Source organism: Paralcaligenes ginsengisoli (assembly GCF_054781135.1).
Map to the genome: position 1 here is coordinate 25,009 of NZ_BAAGUZ010000020.1, position 17,492 is coordinate 42,500.

The 17,492-nt window shown below is 60.3% G+C and carries 18 protein-coding genes; 8 read left to right on the forward strand and 10 right to left on the reverse strand.

Features of this window, described 5'->3' with window-relative positions; translation table 11 throughout:
- Positions 1 to 3 precede the first annotated feature (3 nt).
- The 4 genes from ACYVIS_RS11205 to ACYVIS_RS11220 form a co-directional block, all read right to left on the reverse strand.
- Positions 4 to 765 (reverse strand): flagellar brake protein, encoded by a 762-nt coding sequence (locus tag ACYVIS_RS11205; RefSeq protein WP_460874000.1) that lies wholly within the window; start codon positions 763 to 765, stop codon positions 4 to 6.
- 89 nt (positions 766 to 854) lie between these two features.
- Positions 855 to 2,291: an NAD(P)(+) transhydrogenase (Re/Si-specific) subunit beta gene (locus ACYVIS_RS11210; RefSeq protein ID WP_460874001.1), complete on the reverse strand. Its 1,437-nt coding sequence runs from the start codon at positions 2,289 to 2,291 to the stop codon at positions 855 to 857.
- On the reverse strand, positions 2,288 to 2,602 hold the full coding sequence (locus tag ACYVIS_RS11215; RefSeq protein ID WP_232742515.1) for an NAD(P) transhydrogenase subunit alpha part 2: 315 nt from the start codon (positions 2,600 to 2,602) through the stop codon (positions 2,288 to 2,290). The genes ACYVIS_RS11210 and ACYVIS_RS11215 overlap by 4 nt, the downstream gene beginning before the upstream one ends.
- Positions 2,602 to 3,720 (reverse strand): Re/Si-specific NAD(P)(+) transhydrogenase subunit alpha, encoded by a 1,119-nt coding sequence (locus ACYVIS_RS11220; protein WP_460874002.1) that lies wholly within the window; start codon positions 3,718 to 3,720, stop codon positions 2,602 to 2,604. Before ACYVIS_RS11220 ends, ACYVIS_RS11215 begins: the two co-directional genes overlap by 1 nt.
- A 123-nt stretch (positions 3,721 to 3,843) precedes the next feature.
- Between ACYVIS_RS11220 and ACYVIS_RS11225 the strand changes: the two genes are divergently transcribed.
- Entirely contained in the window at positions 3,844 to 4,266 is a 423-nt protein-coding gene (locus ACYVIS_RS11225; RefSeq protein ID WP_460874003.1) for a YidB family protein, read from the forward strand.
- A gap of 56 nt (positions 4,267 to 4,322) precedes the next feature.
- Here the strand turns inward: ACYVIS_RS11225 and ACYVIS_RS11230 are convergent, their stop codons facing one another.
- A complete protein-coding gene (locus ACYVIS_RS11230; protein WP_460874004.1) occupies positions 4,323 to 5,600 on the reverse strand; it encodes a bifunctional O-acetylhomoserine aminocarboxypropyltransferase/cysteine synthase in 1,278 nt (425 codons plus the stop codon).
- 274 nt (positions 5,601 to 5,874) lie between these two features.
- On the opposite strand from ACYVIS_RS11230, the gene ACYVIS_RS11235 reads away from it, so the two are divergent.
- Positions 5,875 to 8,469, forward strand: coding sequence for an AsmA family protein (locus ACYVIS_RS11235; RefSeq protein ID WP_460874005.1), 2,595 nt, complete (start codon positions 5,875 to 5,877; stop codon positions 8,467 to 8,469).
- The gene (locus tag ACYVIS_RS11240; protein ID WP_460874006.1) at positions 8,466 to 8,852 is read left to right on the forward strand and encodes an MOSC N-terminal beta barrel domain-containing protein; all 387 of its coding nucleotides are present in this window, start codon (positions 8,466 to 8,468) and stop codon (positions 8,850 to 8,852) included. The genes ACYVIS_RS11235 and ACYVIS_RS11240 overlap by 4 nt, the downstream gene beginning before the upstream one ends.
- Positions 8,853 to 8,856: 4 nt before the next feature.
- Here the strand turns inward: ACYVIS_RS11240 and ACYVIS_RS11245 are convergent, their stop codons facing one another.
- The 3 genes from ACYVIS_RS11245 to rsmD all read right to left on the reverse strand — a co-directional run bounded on the left by ACYVIS_RS11245 (position 8,857) and on the right by rsmD (position 10,354).
- Positions 8,857 to 9,108: a YfhL family 4Fe-4S dicluster ferredoxin gene (locus tag ACYVIS_RS11245; protein ID WP_232742521.1), complete on the reverse strand. Its 252-nt coding sequence runs from the start codon at positions 9,106 to 9,108 to the stop codon at positions 8,857 to 8,859.
- A gap of 75 nt (positions 9,109 to 9,183) precedes the next feature.
- The gene (coaD, locus tag ACYVIS_RS11250; protein ID WP_232742522.1) at positions 9,184 to 9,687 is read right to left on the reverse strand and encodes a pantetheine-phosphate adenylyltransferase; all 504 of its coding nucleotides are present in this window, start codon (positions 9,685 to 9,687) and stop codon (positions 9,184 to 9,186) included.
- Positions 9,688 to 9,763: 76 nt separating this feature from the next.
- On the reverse strand, positions 9,764 to 10,354 hold the full coding sequence (gene rsmD, locus ACYVIS_RS11255; protein ID WP_460874007.1) for a 16S rRNA (guanine(966)-N(2))-methyltransferase RsmD: 591 nt from the start codon (positions 10,352 to 10,354) through the stop codon (positions 9,764 to 9,766).
- Positions 10,355 to 10,416: 62 nt separating this feature from the next.
- Here rsmD and ftsY point away from each other — a divergent pair, with 62 nt between their 5' ends.
- Positions 10,417 to 11,550, forward strand: a complete 1,134-nt coding sequence (gene ftsY, locus ACYVIS_RS11260; RefSeq protein WP_232742524.1) for a signal recognition particle-docking protein FtsY — start codon at positions 10,417 to 10,419, stop codon at positions 11,548 to 11,550.
- A gap of 32 nt (positions 11,551 to 11,582) precedes the next feature.
- Here the strand turns inward: ftsY and ACYVIS_RS11265 are convergent, their stop codons facing one another.
- Positions 11,583 to 13,175, reverse strand: a complete 1,593-nt coding sequence (locus ACYVIS_RS11265; RefSeq protein ID WP_460874008.1) for a CYTH and CHAD domain-containing protein — start codon at positions 13,173 to 13,175, stop codon at positions 11,583 to 11,585.
- A 118-nt stretch (positions 13,176 to 13,293) separates the two neighbouring features.
- Positions 13,294 to 14,106: an IclR family transcriptional regulator gene (locus ACYVIS_RS11270; protein ID WP_232742526.1), complete on the reverse strand. Its 813-nt coding sequence runs from the start codon at positions 14,104 to 14,106 to the stop codon at positions 13,294 to 13,296.
- A gap of 203 nt (positions 14,107 to 14,309) precedes the next feature.
- Between ACYVIS_RS11270 and ribBA the strand changes: the two genes are divergently transcribed.
- Genes ribBA through thiL form a run of 4 tightly spaced genes read left to right on the forward strand, consistent with a single transcriptional unit; the run spans position 14,310 to position 17,468 of the window.
- Positions 14,310 to 15,473: a bifunctional 3,4-dihydroxy-2-butanone-4-phosphate synthase/GTP cyclohydrolase II gene (gene ribBA / locus ACYVIS_RS11275; RefSeq protein WP_232742527.1), complete on the forward strand. Its 1,164-nt coding sequence runs from the start codon at positions 14,310 to 14,312 to the stop codon at positions 15,471 to 15,473.
- Between the two features lie 14 nt (positions 15,474 to 15,487).
- Entirely contained in the window at positions 15,488 to 15,997 is a 510-nt protein-coding gene (ribH, locus tag ACYVIS_RS11280) for a 6,7-dimethyl-8-ribityllumazine synthase (RefSeq protein WP_232742528.1), read from the forward strand.
- The gene (gene nusB, locus ACYVIS_RS11285) at positions 15,966 to 16,487 is read left to right on the forward strand and encodes a transcription antitermination factor NusB (RefSeq protein ID WP_232742529.1); all 522 of its coding nucleotides are present in this window, start codon (positions 15,966 to 15,968) and stop codon (positions 16,485 to 16,487) included. Before ribH ends, nusB begins: the two co-directional genes overlap by 32 nt.
- Before the next feature lie 21 nt (positions 16,488 to 16,508).
- Complete coding sequence (gene thiL, locus ACYVIS_RS11290; protein ID WP_232742530.1) at positions 16,509 to 17,468, forward strand: thiamine-phosphate kinase; 960 nt, start codon at positions 16,509 to 16,511, stop codon at positions 17,466 to 17,468.
- Positions 17,469 to 17,492 lie beyond the last annotated feature (24 nt).

Consider the following 17,492-nt stretch of genomic DNA (forward strand, 5'->3'; position numbering starts at 1 on the left):
GAATTAGTCGAACCCTTTGTTCCGGGCCGTCAGCTTGCGCTCGATTTTGCCGATATGGCGCTGCAAGGCAATCAGCGAGGTGTTGGGCAGGTCGACAAAGGCAAACCCGACCCGATGGGTTTGCCTGCCGTTCGACAAGGTGTCATCGAGATTGCGCCTGACCTGCGCGGCGACGGTCAGGATCTCGTTGTCCGGCAACTGGAGCCGGCAGTCGGTATACAGGGTGCCGATGGTACAGTCCAGGACCTGGTCGTTGTCCATCACAAGCATGCCGCCGCAACTGAGGTCTTCGAGGGTCAGGGAAATGCGGGGAGTATCGGCATTGCCGGGCAGCGGAAAGGAGCACAGAGTCGGATTGCTCAGCGGGATGTCCACCCGATAGTAGTCGCGCCGCTGCAGGCGGGTAAGTTCGGTGGGGATGTCGAACATCAGGGCCGATTGCTGGCCGTGCTGGCCGGCGGTGACTTTCGGCGTGGAAAACAGGATGCGGATCTTGTGCAGCGCCGTTTCGAACGAAACCTCTTCGGCGGCGATCATGCTCTGGTTGATGGTGTCTTCCCTGGAGTTGTCGACCACGATGAGGTTCCGGCGCTCGTCCAGCTCGAGAATGGTGGTAATGACCGATACCGGCCTGCCTGGGATATGCATCTGGAGCAGCGCCCGTTCTTTTTCGAGCGAGCGCAACAGCGACAGGATTTCCCGTGGCGACGTCACGAGAAAGGGACTGGAATCTTCGGCGGCGTCGAAGCGGGAGTCGATAGGCATGAGATTTTGTAACAAATGTAAACGGCAGCACGAAGCATAAACGATTAAAAAAGTCTCGTCTATGAAATAAAACTGCCTTTCCTGCCGTTTTATTCGATCGCCTTGACCATATCTTCGATGACTTTCTTGGCGTCGCCGAAGACCATCATGGTTTTATCCATATAGAACAATTCATTGTCGAGCCCCGCATAGCCGGCCGCCATCGAGCGTTTGTTGACGATGACGGTGCGGGCCTTGTAGGCCTCGAGGATGGGCATGCCGGCAATGGGCGATTGCGGATCGTTCTTGGCGGCGGGGTTCACGACATCGTTCGCGCCCAGCACCAGCACCACGTCGGTCTGGCCGAATTCGCCGTTGATGTCGTCCATTTCGAAGACCTGGTCGTAGGGCACCTCGGCTTCGGCCAGCAAGACATTCATGTGGCCCGGCATACGGCCGGCCACCGGATGTATGGCGTATTTGACGACGACTCCCTGCTCGCCGAGTTTCTCGGCGAGCTCCTTGAGAGCATGCTGGGCTCGCGCGACCGCCAGGCCGTAGCCGGGGACGATGGTGACGGATTCGGCATTGCTCATTAGGAAGGCCGCGTCTTCGGGGCTGCCGGATTTGACATTGCGCTGGGCCTGGCTGGCGCTTTGCGCCGTGCCGGGCGCCGTGCCGAAACCGCCCAATATGACATTGAAGAACGAGCGGTTCATGGCCTTGCACATGATGTACGACAGGATCGCGCCCGATGAGCCGACCAGCGAACCGGCGATGATCAGCATGGGGTTGTTGAGCGAAAAACCGATACCGGCCGCGGCCCAGCCCGAGTAGCTGTTGAGCATGGATACCACCACAGGCATGTCGGCGCCGCCGATGGGGATGATGATCAGCACTCCCAATACGAAGGCGAGCAGGGCCATGATGATAAAGGGCAGCCACAACTGCGTGCCCATGAACCAGAACCCGCAGCCCAGCATGGCAATGGCCAGCGCCAGGTTGACGAAATGCTGCCCCGGAAAAACCACGGGGGCTCCCTGGAACAGCCTGAACTTGTATTTGCCGGCCAGCTTGCCGAAGGCAATGACCGAGCCGGAAAACGTGATGGCGCCCACGAAGGTGCCGATGAACAGTTCGAGCCGGTTGCCCACGGGTATGGGGTGTCCGGGGGCGGCGATATTGAAGGCATGCGGTTCGGCCACGACGGCCACGGCGATGGCCACGGCGGCCAGGCCTATCATGCTGTGCATGAAAGCCACGAGTTCGGGCATTTTGGTCATTTCGACGCGCTTGGCCAGGATGGTGCCGAAGCTCCCGCCTATGAGCAAGCCCAGCACGACCCAGCCCAGACCGATGCCGGCCTTGCCGTCGCTGGCCAGGCCGACGATCAGTAAAGCGGTCGTGACCACGGCAATGGCCATGCCTATCATGCCGAACAGATTGCCGCGCCGGGAGGTGGTGGGATGGGACAGGCCTTTGAGCGCCTGTATGAAGCAGATTGAAGCGATAAGGTAGAAAAGGGTGACGAGATTGGCAGAAATCATGATTGCCCTCCCGCGGTTTTCTTCTCTTTTTTCTTGAACATTTCAAGCATGCGCCGAGTGACCAGGAAACCGCCAAAGACATTGACGGCCGCCAGGGTGACGGCAAATACGCCCATGAATCGCGCCAGGCCGCCTTCGGTCAGTGCCGCGGCCAGCATGGCGCCCACGATGACGATGGCCGAGATGGCGTTGGTGACGGCCATGAGCGGCGTATGCAGGGCGGGTGTGACGTTCCAGACCACGTGGTAGCCGACGTAGATGGCGAGCACGAAGATAATAAAGTTGATCAGGGTGGGATTGACCGCTTCCATCAGGCGCTCCTTAATACGTTGCCGCCGGTGCACATCAGGCAGGCGGTAATGATTTCGTCTTCTTGCTGTATGGCCAGTTCGCCATCGGCGTTCGTGATCAGCTTCATGAAATCGAGAATATTGCGGGCATAGAGCGCCGAGGCATCGGTGGCGACCATGGCCGGCAGGTTGCTGTAGCCGATCAGGCTGACCCCGTGCTTTTCAACGATTTTGTCTTTTTCGGACAGAGGGCAGTTGCCGCCACGCTCGACGGCCAGGTCGACAATGACCGAGCCCGGCTTCATGGCCTTGACGGTGTCTTCGGTAATGAGCACGGGTGCCGGACGCCCGGGAATGAGCGCGGTGCTGATGACGATATCGGCCTGTTTGCAGCGTTCCGATACCAGCGCGGCCTGACGGGCCATCCAGGCCGCGGGCATGGGCCGGGCATAGCCGCCCACGCCTTGGGCAATTTCGCGCTCTTCGTCGGTTTCGAACGGCACGTCGATGAACTTCGCGCCCAGGGATTCGATCTGCTCTTTGGCGGCGGGCCGCACGTCGGAGGCTTCGACCACGGCGCCCAGGCGCTTGGCGGTGGCGATGGCCTGCAGGCCGGCTACGCCCGCACCCAGAACGACGGCGCGGGCCGCCTTGAGCGTGCCGGCCGCCGTCATCATCATGGGGAACAGGCGTCCGTACTGATTGGCCGCCAGCAGCACGGCCTTGTAGCCGGCCAGATTGGCTTGCGAGGAGAGGACATCGAGGCTTTGCGCGCGCGTGATGCGCGGCGCGGCTTCAAGGGCGAAGGCGGTCAGGCCCGCGCCGGCGAGCGCCGCCAGGCCCGATTGATCGAAGGGGTCGAGCATGCCGACCAGGACGGTGCCCGCTTTCATGTGCCGGCGTTCGGCTTCGCTGGGCGAGCGTACCTTGAGTACGAGCTCGGCCCCGAGCGCCTGCTCCGCGCTGCCCAGGCTGGCCCCGGCCGCCACATAGGCGTCGTCGGGGTAATGAGCCGCCGCGCCCGCGCCGTGCTCGACAATGACCGTGTGCTTGCCGCTTATATATTTTTTGACTGTTTCCGGAGTGGCGGCAACGCGCGTTTCTCCTGGCAGGCTTTCGCGCGGAATTCCTATTTGCATGAAGACTCTCCAGCTTCCCGTTATTATTTAATGAGGCTTACTATACCCGAACTGACTGACAATTATTTGCAATGTGCGGCGCTTATATTTGTTAGACTTATTGATCATACTAAGGAGATCATCATGGGACTTCTGGATTCGGTTCTTTCCGCCGTCAGTGGCGGAAACCCCCAGGCAGGCGGTCAGGCGGCATTGCTGCCCGCCTTGCTCGAACAAGTCAATAACTATCCAGGCGGCTTGTCCGCGCTTGTCCAGAAATTCGAGCAGGGCGGCCTGGGCGGCGTCGTGTCTTCCTGGGTCGGCACCGGCGCGAATCAGCCTGTTTCGGGCGATCAGTTGCATGCCGTGCTGGGCGACGATATGGTCAATAACCTGGCGCAAAGCTCGGGCCAGGACACCAGTTCGGTATTGAGCAACCTCAGCACCTTGCTGCCGCATCTGGTCGATCACGCCACGCCCAACGGAACCGTCGAGCCCGGCGCTCAGGGCGGCCTCGATACCTCGTCGCTCATGGGCTCCCTGTCGGGACTGCTCGGAAAGCTCTAGACAGTACAGCTTGTCAAGAAAGGCGGCCATGCCGAATGGGCCGCCTTTCTTGCGGCCTATCCCTTGCTGGCGCTCAGGGCTTGTTCCAGATCGGCCAGAATGTCGTCGATATGCTCAAGGCCGATCGACAGGCGGATCATGTCTTCGCCCACGCCTGCTTTGGCGAGCTCTTCGGGGCTGAGCTGCCGGTGCGTGGTCGAGGCCGGATGGCAGGCCAGGGATTTCGCATCGCCGATATTGACCAGGCGCACCACGAGCTTCAGGGCATCGATGAATCGGGCGCCGGCGGCGCTGCCGCCCTTGATGCCGAACGACATGATGCTGGCCGGTTTGCCGTCCATGTACTTTTTTGCCAGCCCATGTTCGGGGTGATCGCTCAGGCCGGCATACTTGACCCATGATACTTGCGCATGTTTGGCCAGGTACGCGGCCACCTTGAGCGCATTTTCGGTGTGGCGCTCCATGCGCAAGGGTAGCGTTTCGATTCCTTGCAGGATAAGAAAGGCGTTGAATGGCGAAAGCGCCGCGCCGGTATTGCGCAGCGGCACCACGCGGCAGCGGCCTATGAACGCAGCCGGGCCAAATGCTTCGGTATACACCACGCCATGATAGGACGGGTCGGGTTCGTTCAGCATGGGGAAACGGGCCTTGTGCTCGGCCCAGGGAAATTTGCCCGAATCGACAACCGCGCCGGCGATGGTCGTGCCGTGGCCGCCCATGTATTTGGTAAGCGCATGTACGATGATATCGGCGCCATGCTCGAATGGTCGGCAAATAGCGGGGGAGGCAACGGTGTTGTCGACGATGAGCGGTACGCCGTGGCGGTGTGCGGCATCGGCAAAGGCCTGGATATCGATGATGTTGCCCGCCGGATTGCCTATCGACTCGCAAAATACCGCCTTGGTGTTTTCGTCGATCAGGGCTTCAAGCGCCGCCACATCGTTATGCGGGGCGAATTTCACGGTAATGCCCTGGCGCGGAAAGGTATGCGCAAACAGGTTGTAGGTGCCGCCATAGAGTTTGCTGACCGAGACGATATTGTCGCCCGCCTGGGCTATGGTCTGGATGGCGTACGTGACGGCCGCCATGCCCGATGCCACGGCGAGAGCCGCGACACCGCCTTCGAGAGCCGCAACGCGTTCTTCCAGCACCGCGTTGGTGGGGTTCATGATGCGGGTATAGATATTGCCTGCGACCTTCAGGTCGAACAGGTCGGCGCCGTGCTGGGTGCTGTCGAAGGCGTAGGACGTGGTCTGGTAAATGGGCACCGCGACCGCCTTGGTGCTGGGGTCGGGCTGGTAGCCGGCATGAATGGCAAGCGTTTCAAGTTTCATGTTTTTTGCTTTCCGTGGTCTGAATCGAGGTTGGCATGGGTGCAAGAAGCCCTATCGTACCGGGGAAAGCGTAGAGTGGGTCAGACCTTTGTCCCATATTGTTATAACGGTTGAATATAAAAACTGTTAAAAATAGGCTTGTATAACACTTTGCAAGGTTTCAGCCAGAAAAATCCGGGGAAGCCTGAAAAATCCAAAGCACTTGGGTTAGCATTCAACGTATTGCCTTGCTGGGGCAGTTTCGGGGGTTTTCCCGAGGTTTTTGAGGCCGGAAATGAAAGTTTGGTTCAAACGTGGGCTTGTTGGATTGGTGGTCGTGGTAATTGTCGCGCTGGTGGGCCTGGCGATTTTCCTGCTGACCTTCGATCCGAATGCATACAAGAACAAGCTCGAAGAAATTGTGTACAACCGGTATCACCGCACTTTGGCCATCAAGGGCGATATCAAGTTGTCGCTGTTTCCGCGCATAGGCCTGTCGCTGCAGGGCGTGTCCTTGTCCGACAGGGAAAGCACAAATACGTTTGCCTCGATCGACAGTGCCCGTTTCGCGGTGGCCATCTGGCCCCTGATGTCGAATCGATTGGTGGTAGACCATGTGGCCGTTTCGGGTTTCAAGGCATGGGTGGTGCGCAATCGGCTGGGGCAATTCAATTTCCAGGATCTGATGGGAAGCTCGCTGTCCGCCGAACCGGCGACAGACGCGACGCCTGGGGCAAGCGGCGACGCCAAGCCTCCGGGGCGCCCCTCCGTGCTGACCAATCACGAGGCCTCGCGCGCCGACTTCCAGATTGATATTGCCGGGCTCGACCTGAAAAACGGCGAGATTCATTTTCGCGATATCAAAACCGGCTCGCGGGCGCGAGTGGAAAAACTCGAAGTCAACACCGGCCGCATGACTTTCGACCAGCCCTTCGACGTGGCCTTGAAAGGCAAGCTGATTGGCGTGTCTCCCGTTGCAGACGCCAATATTGAAGGACAGGCCGTCGTTAAAATCAATCCCGAACAGCAGACGTACTCGGCGCAAAAGCTGAGCCTGCAGGTCTCGGGCATGCTGGATTCGCTGCAGGCCAAGACAGTCAGCCTGAAGGGCAATCTGGCGTATAGCGCTTATTCGCAAATGTTCACGGCCAGCAATCTTGAACTGGTTGTGCAGGGCGCGGTGGACGGCAAGCAGCCGATCAAGAATCTTGATGCCAGCCTGTCGGTTCCTCAACTCAAGGTCGACCGCAGTCAATCCGAGCTCAAGCTCGAAAAGCTGGCCCTGCGTGCCAAGGGGGTCTTGCCTGCGCAAAATTTCGACATTGCCGTCGATGCCCCCAATTTGTCGATTTCGCCCGAGGCCGCCAAGGGGGACGCGATCTCCGGTACAGTCAAGCTCTCCGGCCAGAAGGTGCTGGGCCTGGCGCTGGGCGTTAGCGGCATAGGCGGCAATGCGCAGGAACTGACGCTTAAAGAATTGAAAGTGGAAGGCGGGCTCAAAGAGGGGCAGCGCGTGATTCAATTCAATATTTCCTCGCCTGCGAACTGGAGCTCCATCAAGGATCATGGCGGCCTGTCGGCCATCAAGGGCGATGTCAAGATATCGGACCCTTCCCTGGCTGGCGACAGTTTCGAGTTTCCCCTGATCGGCAGCCTGCGCGCCGATCTGGTCAAGGACCAGATCAGCAGCGAGATCAATGCGGTGCTGAGCGGCAGCAAACTCGATTTCAAGGTCAAGGCGACGCAATTGCGCGATCCAAAAGTAACGTTTGATCTGGTGGCCGACACGCTGGATTTCAATAAGCTGTTTCCGCCGACTCAACCCAAGGCTGCGGCCGCTCCCGCGGCGGATGGCAAGCCGGCCGAGGCGGCCAAGCCGGCCGCGCCCAGTGCTCCGGCCAAGGCCGCGGTACCCGCGGTTCCTGCCGCGGTATCCGAGGCCATCGATCTGTCCGCTCTCGGGTCTCTGGACATAAACGGCAACATCAAGGTGGGCCACGTTCGTGCGCGAAAACTGGATGCCAGGCAAGTCAGCGCCGGAATCCGGGTGTTGAACGGGACGCTGACGATCGCTCCCTTGTCGGCCGATTTGTACGGGGGCAAACTTGGCGGCAAGTTGTCCGCGGATGTGCATAATTCGATGGCGGCGCAAATGACGCTCGACAAGGTGGCCGTGGGCGATCTGCTGCAGGGCCTGTCGCAGGAAAATCGGCTCACCGGTACGGGAAATGTCGCCCTGAACTTGCATGCCCAGGGTACGACGGCGGCAGCGCTGAAGGCGGGCCTGACCGGCACGGTGCAGGCCACGATACGCGATGGCGCGGTCAAGGGGATCAATATTTCCCAGACCCTGCGCGAAGTGAGCAGCGCCGTGGAAAATGTATTCAGTGGCCAGGTTCCCGACGTGGCGGCGAAGTTCGATGCCGGGCGGCAAACGGACTTTACCTCGCTCGATGCCAGCCTGGCGTTCAATCAGGGCCAGGGGACGCTTAAAAAACTCAGCATAGTATCGCCTTTGCTGCGAATATCCGAAGGTACTCCGGCCTCGATCGACCTGGTCAACCAGCAGGCCGACATCGTGGCAAATGTCCGCGTGGTCAATACCATTGTGGGGCAAGGCGGCAAAGAACTGGCGGATCTCAAAGGCGTGACGATTCCCATCCGCATTTCAGGGCCTTTCGATAAACTGGGGTATCAGGTCCAGTGGAAGGAAATCGGCAGCAAGGCGGTGAAACAGGCCGTGCAGGATGGCTTGCTGGACCTGCTGTCGAACAAGGTCGGCAAAGATCTCCTGCCGCAGGCGGCCAAGCCGGCCGCGCCCGCTCCGTCCGGCAAGTCGGATGCGGTGAAAAGTATTGGCAATGCATTGAAAGGACTACTGGGTCAATGACACCTACTCTTTATTTTCCCATCGACGCCTGTGCAGGCATCGATAACCCCGACGCCGCACCCTACGACCGCCAATGGCTGGTGATCGACGCCGATGGCCGGTGGCTCACGCAAAGGGATCACCCCTCGCTGGCGCAAGTTGCCGTGGCCATTCGCTTCGGCTATCTGGTGATTCGCGCGCCGGGCATGCTGCGCATGGATATTCCGCTCGATGTGATTGAAGACGACGAGAGCGTCTGGCGTCATGCCACCATTGGCAAACAGCGCGTCGACGTGGTCGATGAAGGCGATCTGGCCGCTGCCTGGATATCCAATTTCCTGGGGGTGCCCAGCCGCCTGGTCAAGGTGCATCCCGATGCGCCCGAGGTGTTGTGGCAGCCTTGATGGTTCAGCTTTTCTGAGTGATCCGCTGGTATTTGGCCATCAGGGCTTCCTGGCCTTCCTGCCATTGAGGATCGATCTCAATGCACTCGACGGGGCAAACGACCTGGCACTGCGGCTCGCCGAAATGCCCTACGCACTCGGTGCACAGGCTCGGGTCGATTTCATAGATTTCCAGGCCCAGTGAAATCGCCGTGTTCGGGCACTGCGGTTCGCAGACATCGCAATTGATGCATTCCTCGGTAATGCGCAAAGCCATGGTGTCTACCCTTGCCGAAATGCCGGTGTCAGTGCGCTGCGGTGGGCGCAGGCCGGCCCGATCCTGGAAATGAGCCTACCCCTGTTCCTGCTCGGCGCGGTGCGCCTTGGCCTTGCTGTGCAGCCAGCGCTCTACCGAAGGGAATACAAATTTGCTGACATCGCCGCCCAGAATGGCGATTTCACGCACGATCGTGCCTGAAATGAACTGGTATTGATCGGACGGTGTCATGAACAGGGTCTCGACTTCGGGCAGCAGGTGGCGGTTCATGCCGGCCATCTGGAATTCGTATTCGAAGTCGGAAACGGCGCGCAGGCCGCGTACAATGACACGTCCTTCCTGTTCCCGGACAAAGTCTTTGAGCAGTCCGGCAAAGCTCTTGACTTCGACGTTGGGGTAATGGCCCAATACTTCTTCGGCAATTTCAACGCGCTCTTCAAGGCTGAAAAACGGCTTTTTGGCGTGGCTGTGGGCTACGCCCACGACTACGTGGTCGAACAAGCTGGCGGCGCGACGTACCAGGTCTTCGTGACCGCGGGTAAGGGGGTCGAACGTTCCGGGGTAGACGGCAGTGATCATACGGATTCCGATGATTTGTAGTAAATGAATTGGCTTGGCCCGGCAAGGGCAAGAGAGATTAATTTAGCTTATTTTTTCAACTTGTTTCGGGATTATTGACTTTTTTTTGCGCCGCAGCAAATCGTAGCAGATGGAAATGCACTTGCCCCGCCTTGCCTTGCCGCAAAAGCTCGAAAGGCTCGGGGGGAACAAGCGCTGTTTCAGACTCGACATAAACCAGGCCATCGGGTGCCAGAATGGGGGGCAGCCGGGCCCACAAGGTGTCCAGCCACTGCTGCCCGAAGGGCGGGTCGAGCAGGACCAGGTCGAAAGGGTCGGCGCTTGTTCGGTCCAGAACCATGCGGGCATCGCCGGAGTGGATGCGCACGTGGTCGGCCTTCAGCCGGGAGCGCAAAGACCGCAGCGCCGCCACCGCGGCCGGGTTGGATTCAACCATCTGCACGTGGGCGACGCCCCGGGACGCGGCTTCGAAGCCCAGGGCGCCGGTTCCGGCAAACAGGTCGAGTACGCGTTTTTGTGAAAAATCGTGAGTCCAGAGATGCTGCAGCCAGTTGTACAGAGTTTCTCGTACGCGGTCGGGGGTGGGCCGAAGGCCGGCGGCTTCGATCACCGGAATAGAGGTACGTCGGTAATCACCGCCTACAATACGGACGAGGTGTTTTTTCATGATGTGTAGCGGCACGCGGTGTGACGGCAGTCAAATGAACCAATTAGAGTAGTGTAAAGCGTATGTTCAGCATTTTTAAAAGAAAAAAATCGACTTCAGGCGAATCGCCGGAATCGCCGGCGGGCGCTCCCGAGGCCGCGGCCGAAATCGATGCGGCTGTCCCGGCCGAGCCACCGGCTGCCGAGACAAACACGCTTGCCGCCTGGCCGCAGTCCGGGCCAGAGGGTTCGGATACCGAAACGCAGCTCGTGCCGGCCGTGGAGCCCGCCGCCGAGCCCGTGGAAAAAACAAGCTGGCTGTCGAGGTTGAAAAAAGGCCTGTCGCGCACCGGCCAGAATATCGGCGGTCTGTTTGTTGGAGTCAAGGTCGACGAAGCGCTGTTCGATGAACTGGAAACCGCGCTGATCATGGCCGACGCAGGCACGCTGGCCAGCGAAAAACTGCTCACGGCCTTGCGTGCCCGGGTCCGCAAGGAAAAAATCGAAGATGCGGCGCAGGTCAAGGCGGCATTGCGCGACATACTCGCCGATCACCTGGCGCCGCTTGAAAAACCCTTCCCCTTGGGGCAGGTTGCGCCACTGGTCATCATGATTGCCGGTGTAAACGGCGCGGGAAAAACAACCTCCATAGGTAAATTGGCCAATACCTTCCAGCGCCAGGGAGCCAGCGTACTGCTGGCCGCGGGCGATACATTCCGCGCGGCCGCGCGCGAACAGCTTATCGCCTGGGGTGCGCGCAATAATGTGACCGTGATTGCCCAGGAGGGCGGCGATCCCGCCGCGGTGGCTTTCGATGCGGTCAATGCCGGGCGAGCGCGCCAGGCCGGGGTCGTCATGGTGGATACGGCGGGCCGCTTGCCGACCCAGCTGCATCTGATGGAAGAGCTGAAAAAAATCAAACGCGTCATAGGAAAGGCAGATTCGGCCGCTCCGCACGAAGTCTTGTTGGTTATCGATGGCAATACCGGGCAGAACGCCATTGCTCAAATTCGCGCCTTCGATGCCGCCGTCACCCTGACCGGGCTGGTGGTCACCAAGCTCGATGGCACGGCCAAGGGCGGCACGCTGGCGGCGGTTGCGGCGGGCAGCCAGGGGGTAAGGCCGGTGCCGGTTTACTGGATAGGGGTGGGCGAAGGCCTGGACGATTTGCAGCCTTTCGTGGCGCGTGAATTCGCGGCGGCCCTGGTAGGGGAATAAGCTGTTGTTGCGGGCCAATGGCCAGCCAGCGATCAGGACTTGAGCTTGCCGGCCTTGGCCAGCACCTTGAACATCGCTTGCGCTTCCCGTTTCTTTTGCGTTTGCATCGAACGCAACCAGCCCACGGCAAACCAGGCCTGGGGCTGGTTTGCCAGCAGCGCCCGATAGGCCTGCTCGGCCACATACAAATCGTTGAGTTCGCCCAGGGTGTCCTGCGCTTGCGTCAATGCGGCCAGTACCCGCTCCAGAGTTGGGCGAGACAGCAGGGCTTCGGAAAAATTCAGGCCATACCGCAGGCGCTTGACCTTTTTCCGCAGGTCGTGCTGGTCTTCAATGGCAAGTTCCTGGAATCGCGAGCCTTGTTGCACTATGTGCGCCAACCATTTATTCAGGCGGCGGACCAGCGCGAGCTTTAACGGCAAGGGTTTTTCCTCGGCGCCGGCCGAGGCGGGAACCGCTTGTACCGCGGCATTCGGGAGTGGTTCGGCCGTTTTTGCCGCTGGCCCGGTTTCGGGGCCAATCGCGCTGGCAAGCAGGTCGAGCAACAGGATCTGGAACGCCGGTCCGGAGGCCAGCGCCGCCGCATGACCCGGGCCGTGTGCCGAGGCTTGCGGCAAAATACAGGCGGGCATGCCCGCGCGTTCAAGTTGCGGCGCAATCGTATATCGGACCACGTCGTCGTCGCGCGTTTCGCCGAAGGCCGCAAAGTGCTGGCGCAATTGTGTATCGAGCAGCGGAGCGGCGGGGGCGGTCCAGTCTTTGTAAAGCTTCCAGCAGGAGCGTAAACGGCGTATGCCGACGCGCAACTGATGAACATGCTCGGCGCGCAGCGCTTCGTCGGCCTGGGCGGCATCCACGCCTGCCACGAAAGTGGCATTGCGGATGATCTGGCCCGAACAGTCGTCCACGCAGGCCAGATAAGCCTGATGCAGGCTCATTGCCGATTTCAACTTGGGCAGGCCGGCGCGCCGTGGCTTGGCCAGGCGTTCGGCCAGGTTAGCGGCCGTTGGCCGTCCGGCCGCGGCGCTTGTTCCGGCGGCGGCCTGCGCGGCCGATGCCAGAGTGTCGCCGCGCTCGGCCTTGCTTCTCAGATCGAGTATCAGGCCAAAGCGCTGCGTCCATTTTTTGCTTAGTGTGAACAGGCTCTGGATTCTGCCGGAGAGAAGTTCGAATTCGATTTCGCAAACCGGCAATTCCAGGCTGCCGGCGCAGACCGTTCCCTGATCGTAGGCCAGCTCGACGGTTCCGTACCGGGTGCGAATTTTCCGCAGCAGGCGTTTGATCCTGGTTTCGTAGCACAGCGCCAAAGGATTCTTCAGCCGTATGAAAACGGATTTCAGTTCGCCGCTTTCATACAGTGACAGGTCCAGCGTCGGCTCAGTGCGCGGGTGATTGATTTCGATGCGCGACAAGGCATCCGCGCCCGGCATTTTCAGGGTCTGGATCCAATGTTCGCCTTCCCGGCGCAACCGCAGCGCTATTTTGGCTTGCGCCAGTTCGCGTCCGGCTGTGTCGAAGTAAAGCGCATGCAGGGCAACTTCGGTGGCCTGCTGCTCCCGCAACTCCTGTTCCAGGGCGAGGCGCGCTTTTGCCGGCACGTGCAGTTTGATTTCTCGTTCTAACATTTCCGGCAGCAAGTCATTGATGACGCCTGTTAACGGTTTGCGGGACGGGCGGTGCAGCGTTTTTGCGTGACAGGTATATGACTATTATTCAGGATAATGATGACAACAATATGACAGTTCATTTTGCCGGCTTGTAACCCAATTGCTCCGATATGGCGCGGGCGCAGTCCTTGAGCGCATGAGCGATGGGGCTTGCCCAGCTCGAGTCGAAGAGCGTGCTTGGCCCCAGGCTGGTCAGTGCCAGCGCAATGTTGCCGGAATGGTCGAAAACAGGCACCGAAAAGGCGTCGATGCCGGGTAGGGGGTTGCCTAATGCGCGGGCCATGCCGTGCTCTTTGATATCGGCCAGCAAGGCGCTCAGGGCTTCCTCGCTGGGCTGTATCTGGCCGATGCTGGTGACTATGGCGGTATCGCCGACTTCTCGTTCAATGTAGTGCTGGGCCACCTTGGGCGGCAGCCAGGCCGCAAAGACGTGGCCCGTGGCGGTGTGCAGCATGGACATGACCGTGCCCTTGCGCATGTTCACGTGCACGGGATAGCTCGCTTCGCATATATGGATCATGGTCGGCCCATGCGATCCCAGAACCGCAATCGCCAGCGTATGCCCGATCTGGCTCGCCAGTTGATTGACATAGGGCATGGCAATGCGCACCGGGTCCAGGCGTTGCAGGCTGACCAGGCCCATCTGCAGGGCAAATGGGCCCAGTTCGTATTGCCCGGTCGTCGTGTCCTGCTTTACCAAGCCCACCCGCACAAAACTGACCAGGTAGGGGTGGGCTTTGGCCGAGGTCATGCCCGCCCGTGTGGCCAGGTCGCGCAGGGTAAGGGGGATGCCCGCGTCCACCAGGCTTGCCAGCAGGGGAAAGCCCGTTTCCACGGACTGGATGCTGCGCCGCCCATCGTTGGGACTTGTTGATTGTTTTGCTGCCATGGAGTCGGGAAGTAGGTTGTTTCGGCGGTGGCCGGATACACTGTTCTGGCTTGTTCGGGCGCGGCGGGCCCAAAAAGCAGGCACGCCAATGTTACTCGGGTTTGGCCCGCGACGGGCATAAGTGGCCTGTTCCGGCGACAATGTCCGATACCTGTTGCCGCAGGCGTTAAAATTAGCCAACTTTCCAACGAGTCCCCATAACCATGAGCAACACCCCAATAGAAGACCCTAGCCGGTCGGAGTCGTACGATATTTCCCCCGTTCCCGATATCATCGCCGAGTTGCGCGCCGGCCGGCTGGTCATTCTGGTTGACGAAGAAGACCGTGAAAACGAAGGGGATCTCGTCATGGCCGCCGAATATGTCACGCCCGACGCCATCAATTTCATGGTGACGCATGCGCGCGGCCTGGTGTGCCTGACGCTGACCGAAGAGCGCTGCCGCCAGCTTCAGTTGCCGCTCATGGCCAGCCGCAACGGAACGCGATACGGCACTAATTTCACCATGTCCATCGAAGCGGCCGAGGGGGTCGAAACCGGCATTTCCGCCGCCGACCGCGCGCGGACCATCCAGGTTGCCGTGGCGCGCGACGCCAAACCGGCCGATATCGTCCAGCCGGGGCATATTTTCCCGGTTCAGGCGGTGCGCGGCGGGGTGCTGGTGCGCGCCGGCCATACCGAGGCCGGCTGCGATTTGACGGATCTGGCCGGGCTTACGCCGGCCGCGGTCATTTGCGAAATCCTCAAGCCCGACGGCACGATGGCGCGCCTGCCCGATTTAAAACTGTTTGCGCGCGAGCATGGCCTGAAGATAGGCACAATTGCCGACCTCATCCAGTACCGCAGCGAGCACGAAACCATGGTCGAGCGCGTGTCGGCGCGTACAATAGAAACCCCTTGGGGGGAATTCCAGGCGGTAGCCTATCGTGATCGCGCCTCGGGGGCGCCGCATCTGGCCCTGGTGCATGGCGCGATAGAGCCCGAAGTGGAAACCCTGGTGCGGGTACACGAACCCACCAGCATGCTCGATGTCTTGTGCGTTGGGGCCACGGCCCACAGCTGGAGCGTCTCGAATGCGCTCAAGACCATTGTTGCGGCGCCGTCCGGGGTGCTGGTGCTGCTCAATTGCCAGGGCTCGGCCGAGATCATGTTCAGCCAGTTCGCGGCCTGGGGGCAGCCTGGCGACGAAAAAAACCAAAGTGGCGACAATCGTTTCGATCTTAGAACCTATGGCATCGGGGCGCAGATTTTGCGCGATCTGAATGTCGGCAAAGCGCGTTTATTGGCCCGGCCGCGAAAAATGCCCAGCATGGCCGGTTTTTCTTTAACGATCACGGGTTACGATAGCGAACCCGTCAATTTGGCCTAACAGGAATACCGACTATGAATCCTTACACTTTGTCTCCCGATCTGAATGGTGAAGGTCTGCACCTGGGTATTGTCCGCGCCCGTTTCAACGAAGAAATCGGCCAGGCCGAGCTCGAGGCCTGCCTGGCGGAACTGGCCGAATTGGGTGTCGATGAGCGCGACGTCATGCTGGTTTCGGTGCCGGGCGCTCTCGAGCTGGGCGTTACCCTGGCCCAGATGGCCGAAACGTTTGAGTTCGATGCGCTGATTGCACTGGGCGCTGTCATCCGGGGCGAAACGTATCACTTTGAACTGGTCAGCAACGAGAGCGCTTCGGCCATCAGCCGGGTATCGCTCGAAACCGGCATTCCAATCGCCAACGGGGTGTTGACCACCGATACCGACGAGCAGGCGCAATCGCGGGCTGCCGGGAAAGGTCGCGATTGCGCGCGTGCCGCGGTGGAAATGGCCAATCTGGTCGCGGCGCTGGAGCCGGAATCAGACGACGAAGAAGATGAGGACGAAGATTTTGACGACGAAGAATAACGCTCATAACGGCCACGACGGGTCCGCTGCGCAAAAACCCAATTCGCGCAGCGCGCGCAGGCGCGCGCGCGAGTTCGCCCTGCAGGGTGTGTATGCATGGCTGTTGCGCGGCGATGATGGCTTGCAGGAAGCCGGCGCCATCGACGCGCATATCCGCGACGACGACGAATTCCAGGAAGCCGACGCTACATGGTTCAAAACCCTGTTGCACGGCGTATTGCGCGAAGCCCCCGGGCTGCGCGAGCGTTTTGTGCCGTACATCGACCGTCCCTTGGCGGAGCTTTCTCCGATCGAGCACGGAATACTCCTGATAGGCAGCTACGAGCTTATCCATCATGTCGAAGTACCTTATAAGGTAGCCATCAACGAAGCGGTGGAACTGGCTAAATCGTTCGGCGGAACCGATGGCTTCAAATTCGTCAACGGAGTCCTCGACAAAATGGCGGCCGATGTCCGGTCCGCCGAGGTCCAGGCTGCGGCGCGCCGCTAAGGCCGGCTAAAAGAGGGCCTATTGGGCAACGAATTCGATCTTATCGCTCGGTATTTTTCTCGTCCTGTGCCTGATCGGTTTTTAGGGGTCGGTGACGACTGCGCCCTGTTTCCCGTGGCTCCCGGCATGCAAGTGGCCGCCAGTACCGACCTTCTCATCGAAGGGCGGCATTTTTTTGCCGACGTCGATCCCAATGCGCTGGGCCACAAGGCGCTCGCCGTCAATTTATCGGATCTTGCCGCCATGGGCGCGCAGCCCCTGGCATGTTTGCTGAGCCTGTCTCTGCCAGGCATCGATGCGGACTGGCTCGAGGCTTTTTCAAATGGCTTCTATGCGCTGGCCGATGCCAGCGGCTGTCCCCTGGTCGGGGGCGACACCACGCGCAGCCCGGGCGGCATCGTTATCAGCGTTACCGTATTCGGCCAGATCCAGGCGGGCCAGGCACTGCGTCGCAATGCTGCCAGGGTCGGAGACGACATATGGATCACAGGCACGCTTGGGGCCGCCGATATCGCCTTGAAACTGTTGTTGAACGCGCTGCCGGCCAATCCCGACCTGCTGAGCGCTACTCGCCCGTTCCTGGAGCGGCCGCTGCCTCCCCTCGGCCTGGGGCAGAAATTGGCCGGCGTGGCGCACGCGGCGCTGGATATTTCCGATGGCCTCGTGCAAGATCTGGAACATATACTCGATGCCAGCGGCTGTGGCGCGGAACTCGACTACGCAGCGCTGCCGGTTGACCCGGCTTTACGCCGCCTGCCGCAAAGCGTGCAGCAGGCGGCTGTGCTGGGCGGCGGCGATGTGTATCAGCTTTGCTTTACGGCCGCCGCGCCGCGCCGCGAACAGATTTTGGCGTTGGCGCAGCAGTCTTCGGTGGCCGTGTCGCGGGTGGGCCGCATTACTGCCGAGCCCGGGTTGAGGGTAAAAGGGGCCGACGGGCAATTCATTACGCCTTTGCCCGCGGGGTTCGATCATTTTGGCTGAAGTTTTCATGCGAATTTTTAGAGG

Coding starts and splice junctions, on each gene's coding strand:
- ACYVIS_RS11205 (WP_460874000.1), bottom strand. CDS start 765: ATGCCTATCGACTCCCGCTTCGACGCCGCCGAAGATTCCAGTCCCTTT.
- ACYVIS_RS11210 (WP_460874001.1), bottom strand. CDS start 2,291: ATGATTTCTGCCAATCTCGTCACCCTTTTCTACCTTATCGCTTCAATC.
- ACYVIS_RS11215 (WP_232742515.1), bottom strand. CDS start 2,602: ATGGAAGCGGTCAATCCCACCCTGATCAACTTTATTATCTTCGTGCTC.
- ACYVIS_RS11220 (WP_460874002.1), bottom strand. CDS start 3,720: ATGCAAATAGGAATTCCGCGCGAAAGCCTGCCAGGAGAAACGCGCGTT.
- ACYVIS_RS11225 (WP_460874003.1), top strand. CDS start 3,844: ATGGGACTTCTGGATTCGGTTCTTTCCGCCGTCAGTGGCGGAAACCCC.
- ACYVIS_RS11230 (WP_460874004.1), bottom strand. CDS start 5,600: ATGAAACTTGAAACGCTTGCCATTCATGCCGGCTACCAGCCCGACCCC.
- ACYVIS_RS11235 (WP_460874005.1), top strand. CDS start 5,875: ATGAAAGTTTGGTTCAAACGTGGGCTTGTTGGATTGGTGGTCGTGGTA.
- ACYVIS_RS11240 (WP_460874006.1), top strand. CDS start 8,466: ATGACACCTACTCTTTATTTTCCCATCGACGCCTGTGCAGGCATCGAT.
- ACYVIS_RS11245 (WP_232742521.1), bottom strand. CDS start 9,108: ATGGCTTTGCGCATTACCGAGGAATGCATCAATTGCGATGTCTGCGAA.
- coaD (WP_232742522.1), bottom strand. CDS start 9,687: ATGATCACTGCCGTCTACCCCGGAACGTTCGACCCCCTTACCCGCGGT.
- rsmD (WP_460874007.1), bottom strand. CDS start 10,354: ATGAAAAAACACCTCGTCCGTATTGTAGGCGGTGATTACCGACGTACC.
- ftsY (WP_232742524.1), top strand. CDS start 10,417: ATGTTCAGCATTTTTAAAAGAAAAAAATCGACTTCAGGCGAATCGCCG.
- ACYVIS_RS11265 (WP_460874008.1), bottom strand. CDS start 13,175: ATGTTAGAACGAGAAATCAAACTGCACGTGCCGGCAAAAGCGCGCCTC.
- ACYVIS_RS11270 (WP_232742526.1), bottom strand. CDS start 14,106: ATGGCAGCAAAACAATCAACAAGTCCCAACGATGGGCGGCGCAGCATC.
- ribBA (WP_232742527.1), top strand. CDS start 14,310: ATGAGCAACACCCCAATAGAAGACCCTAGCCGGTCGGAGTCGTACGAT.
- ribH (WP_232742528.1), top strand. CDS start 15,488: ATGAATCCTTACACTTTGTCTCCCGATCTGAATGGTGAAGGTCTGCAC.
- nusB (WP_232742529.1), top strand. CDS start 15,966: ATGAGGACGAAGATTTTGACGACGAAGAATAACGCTCATAACGGCCAC.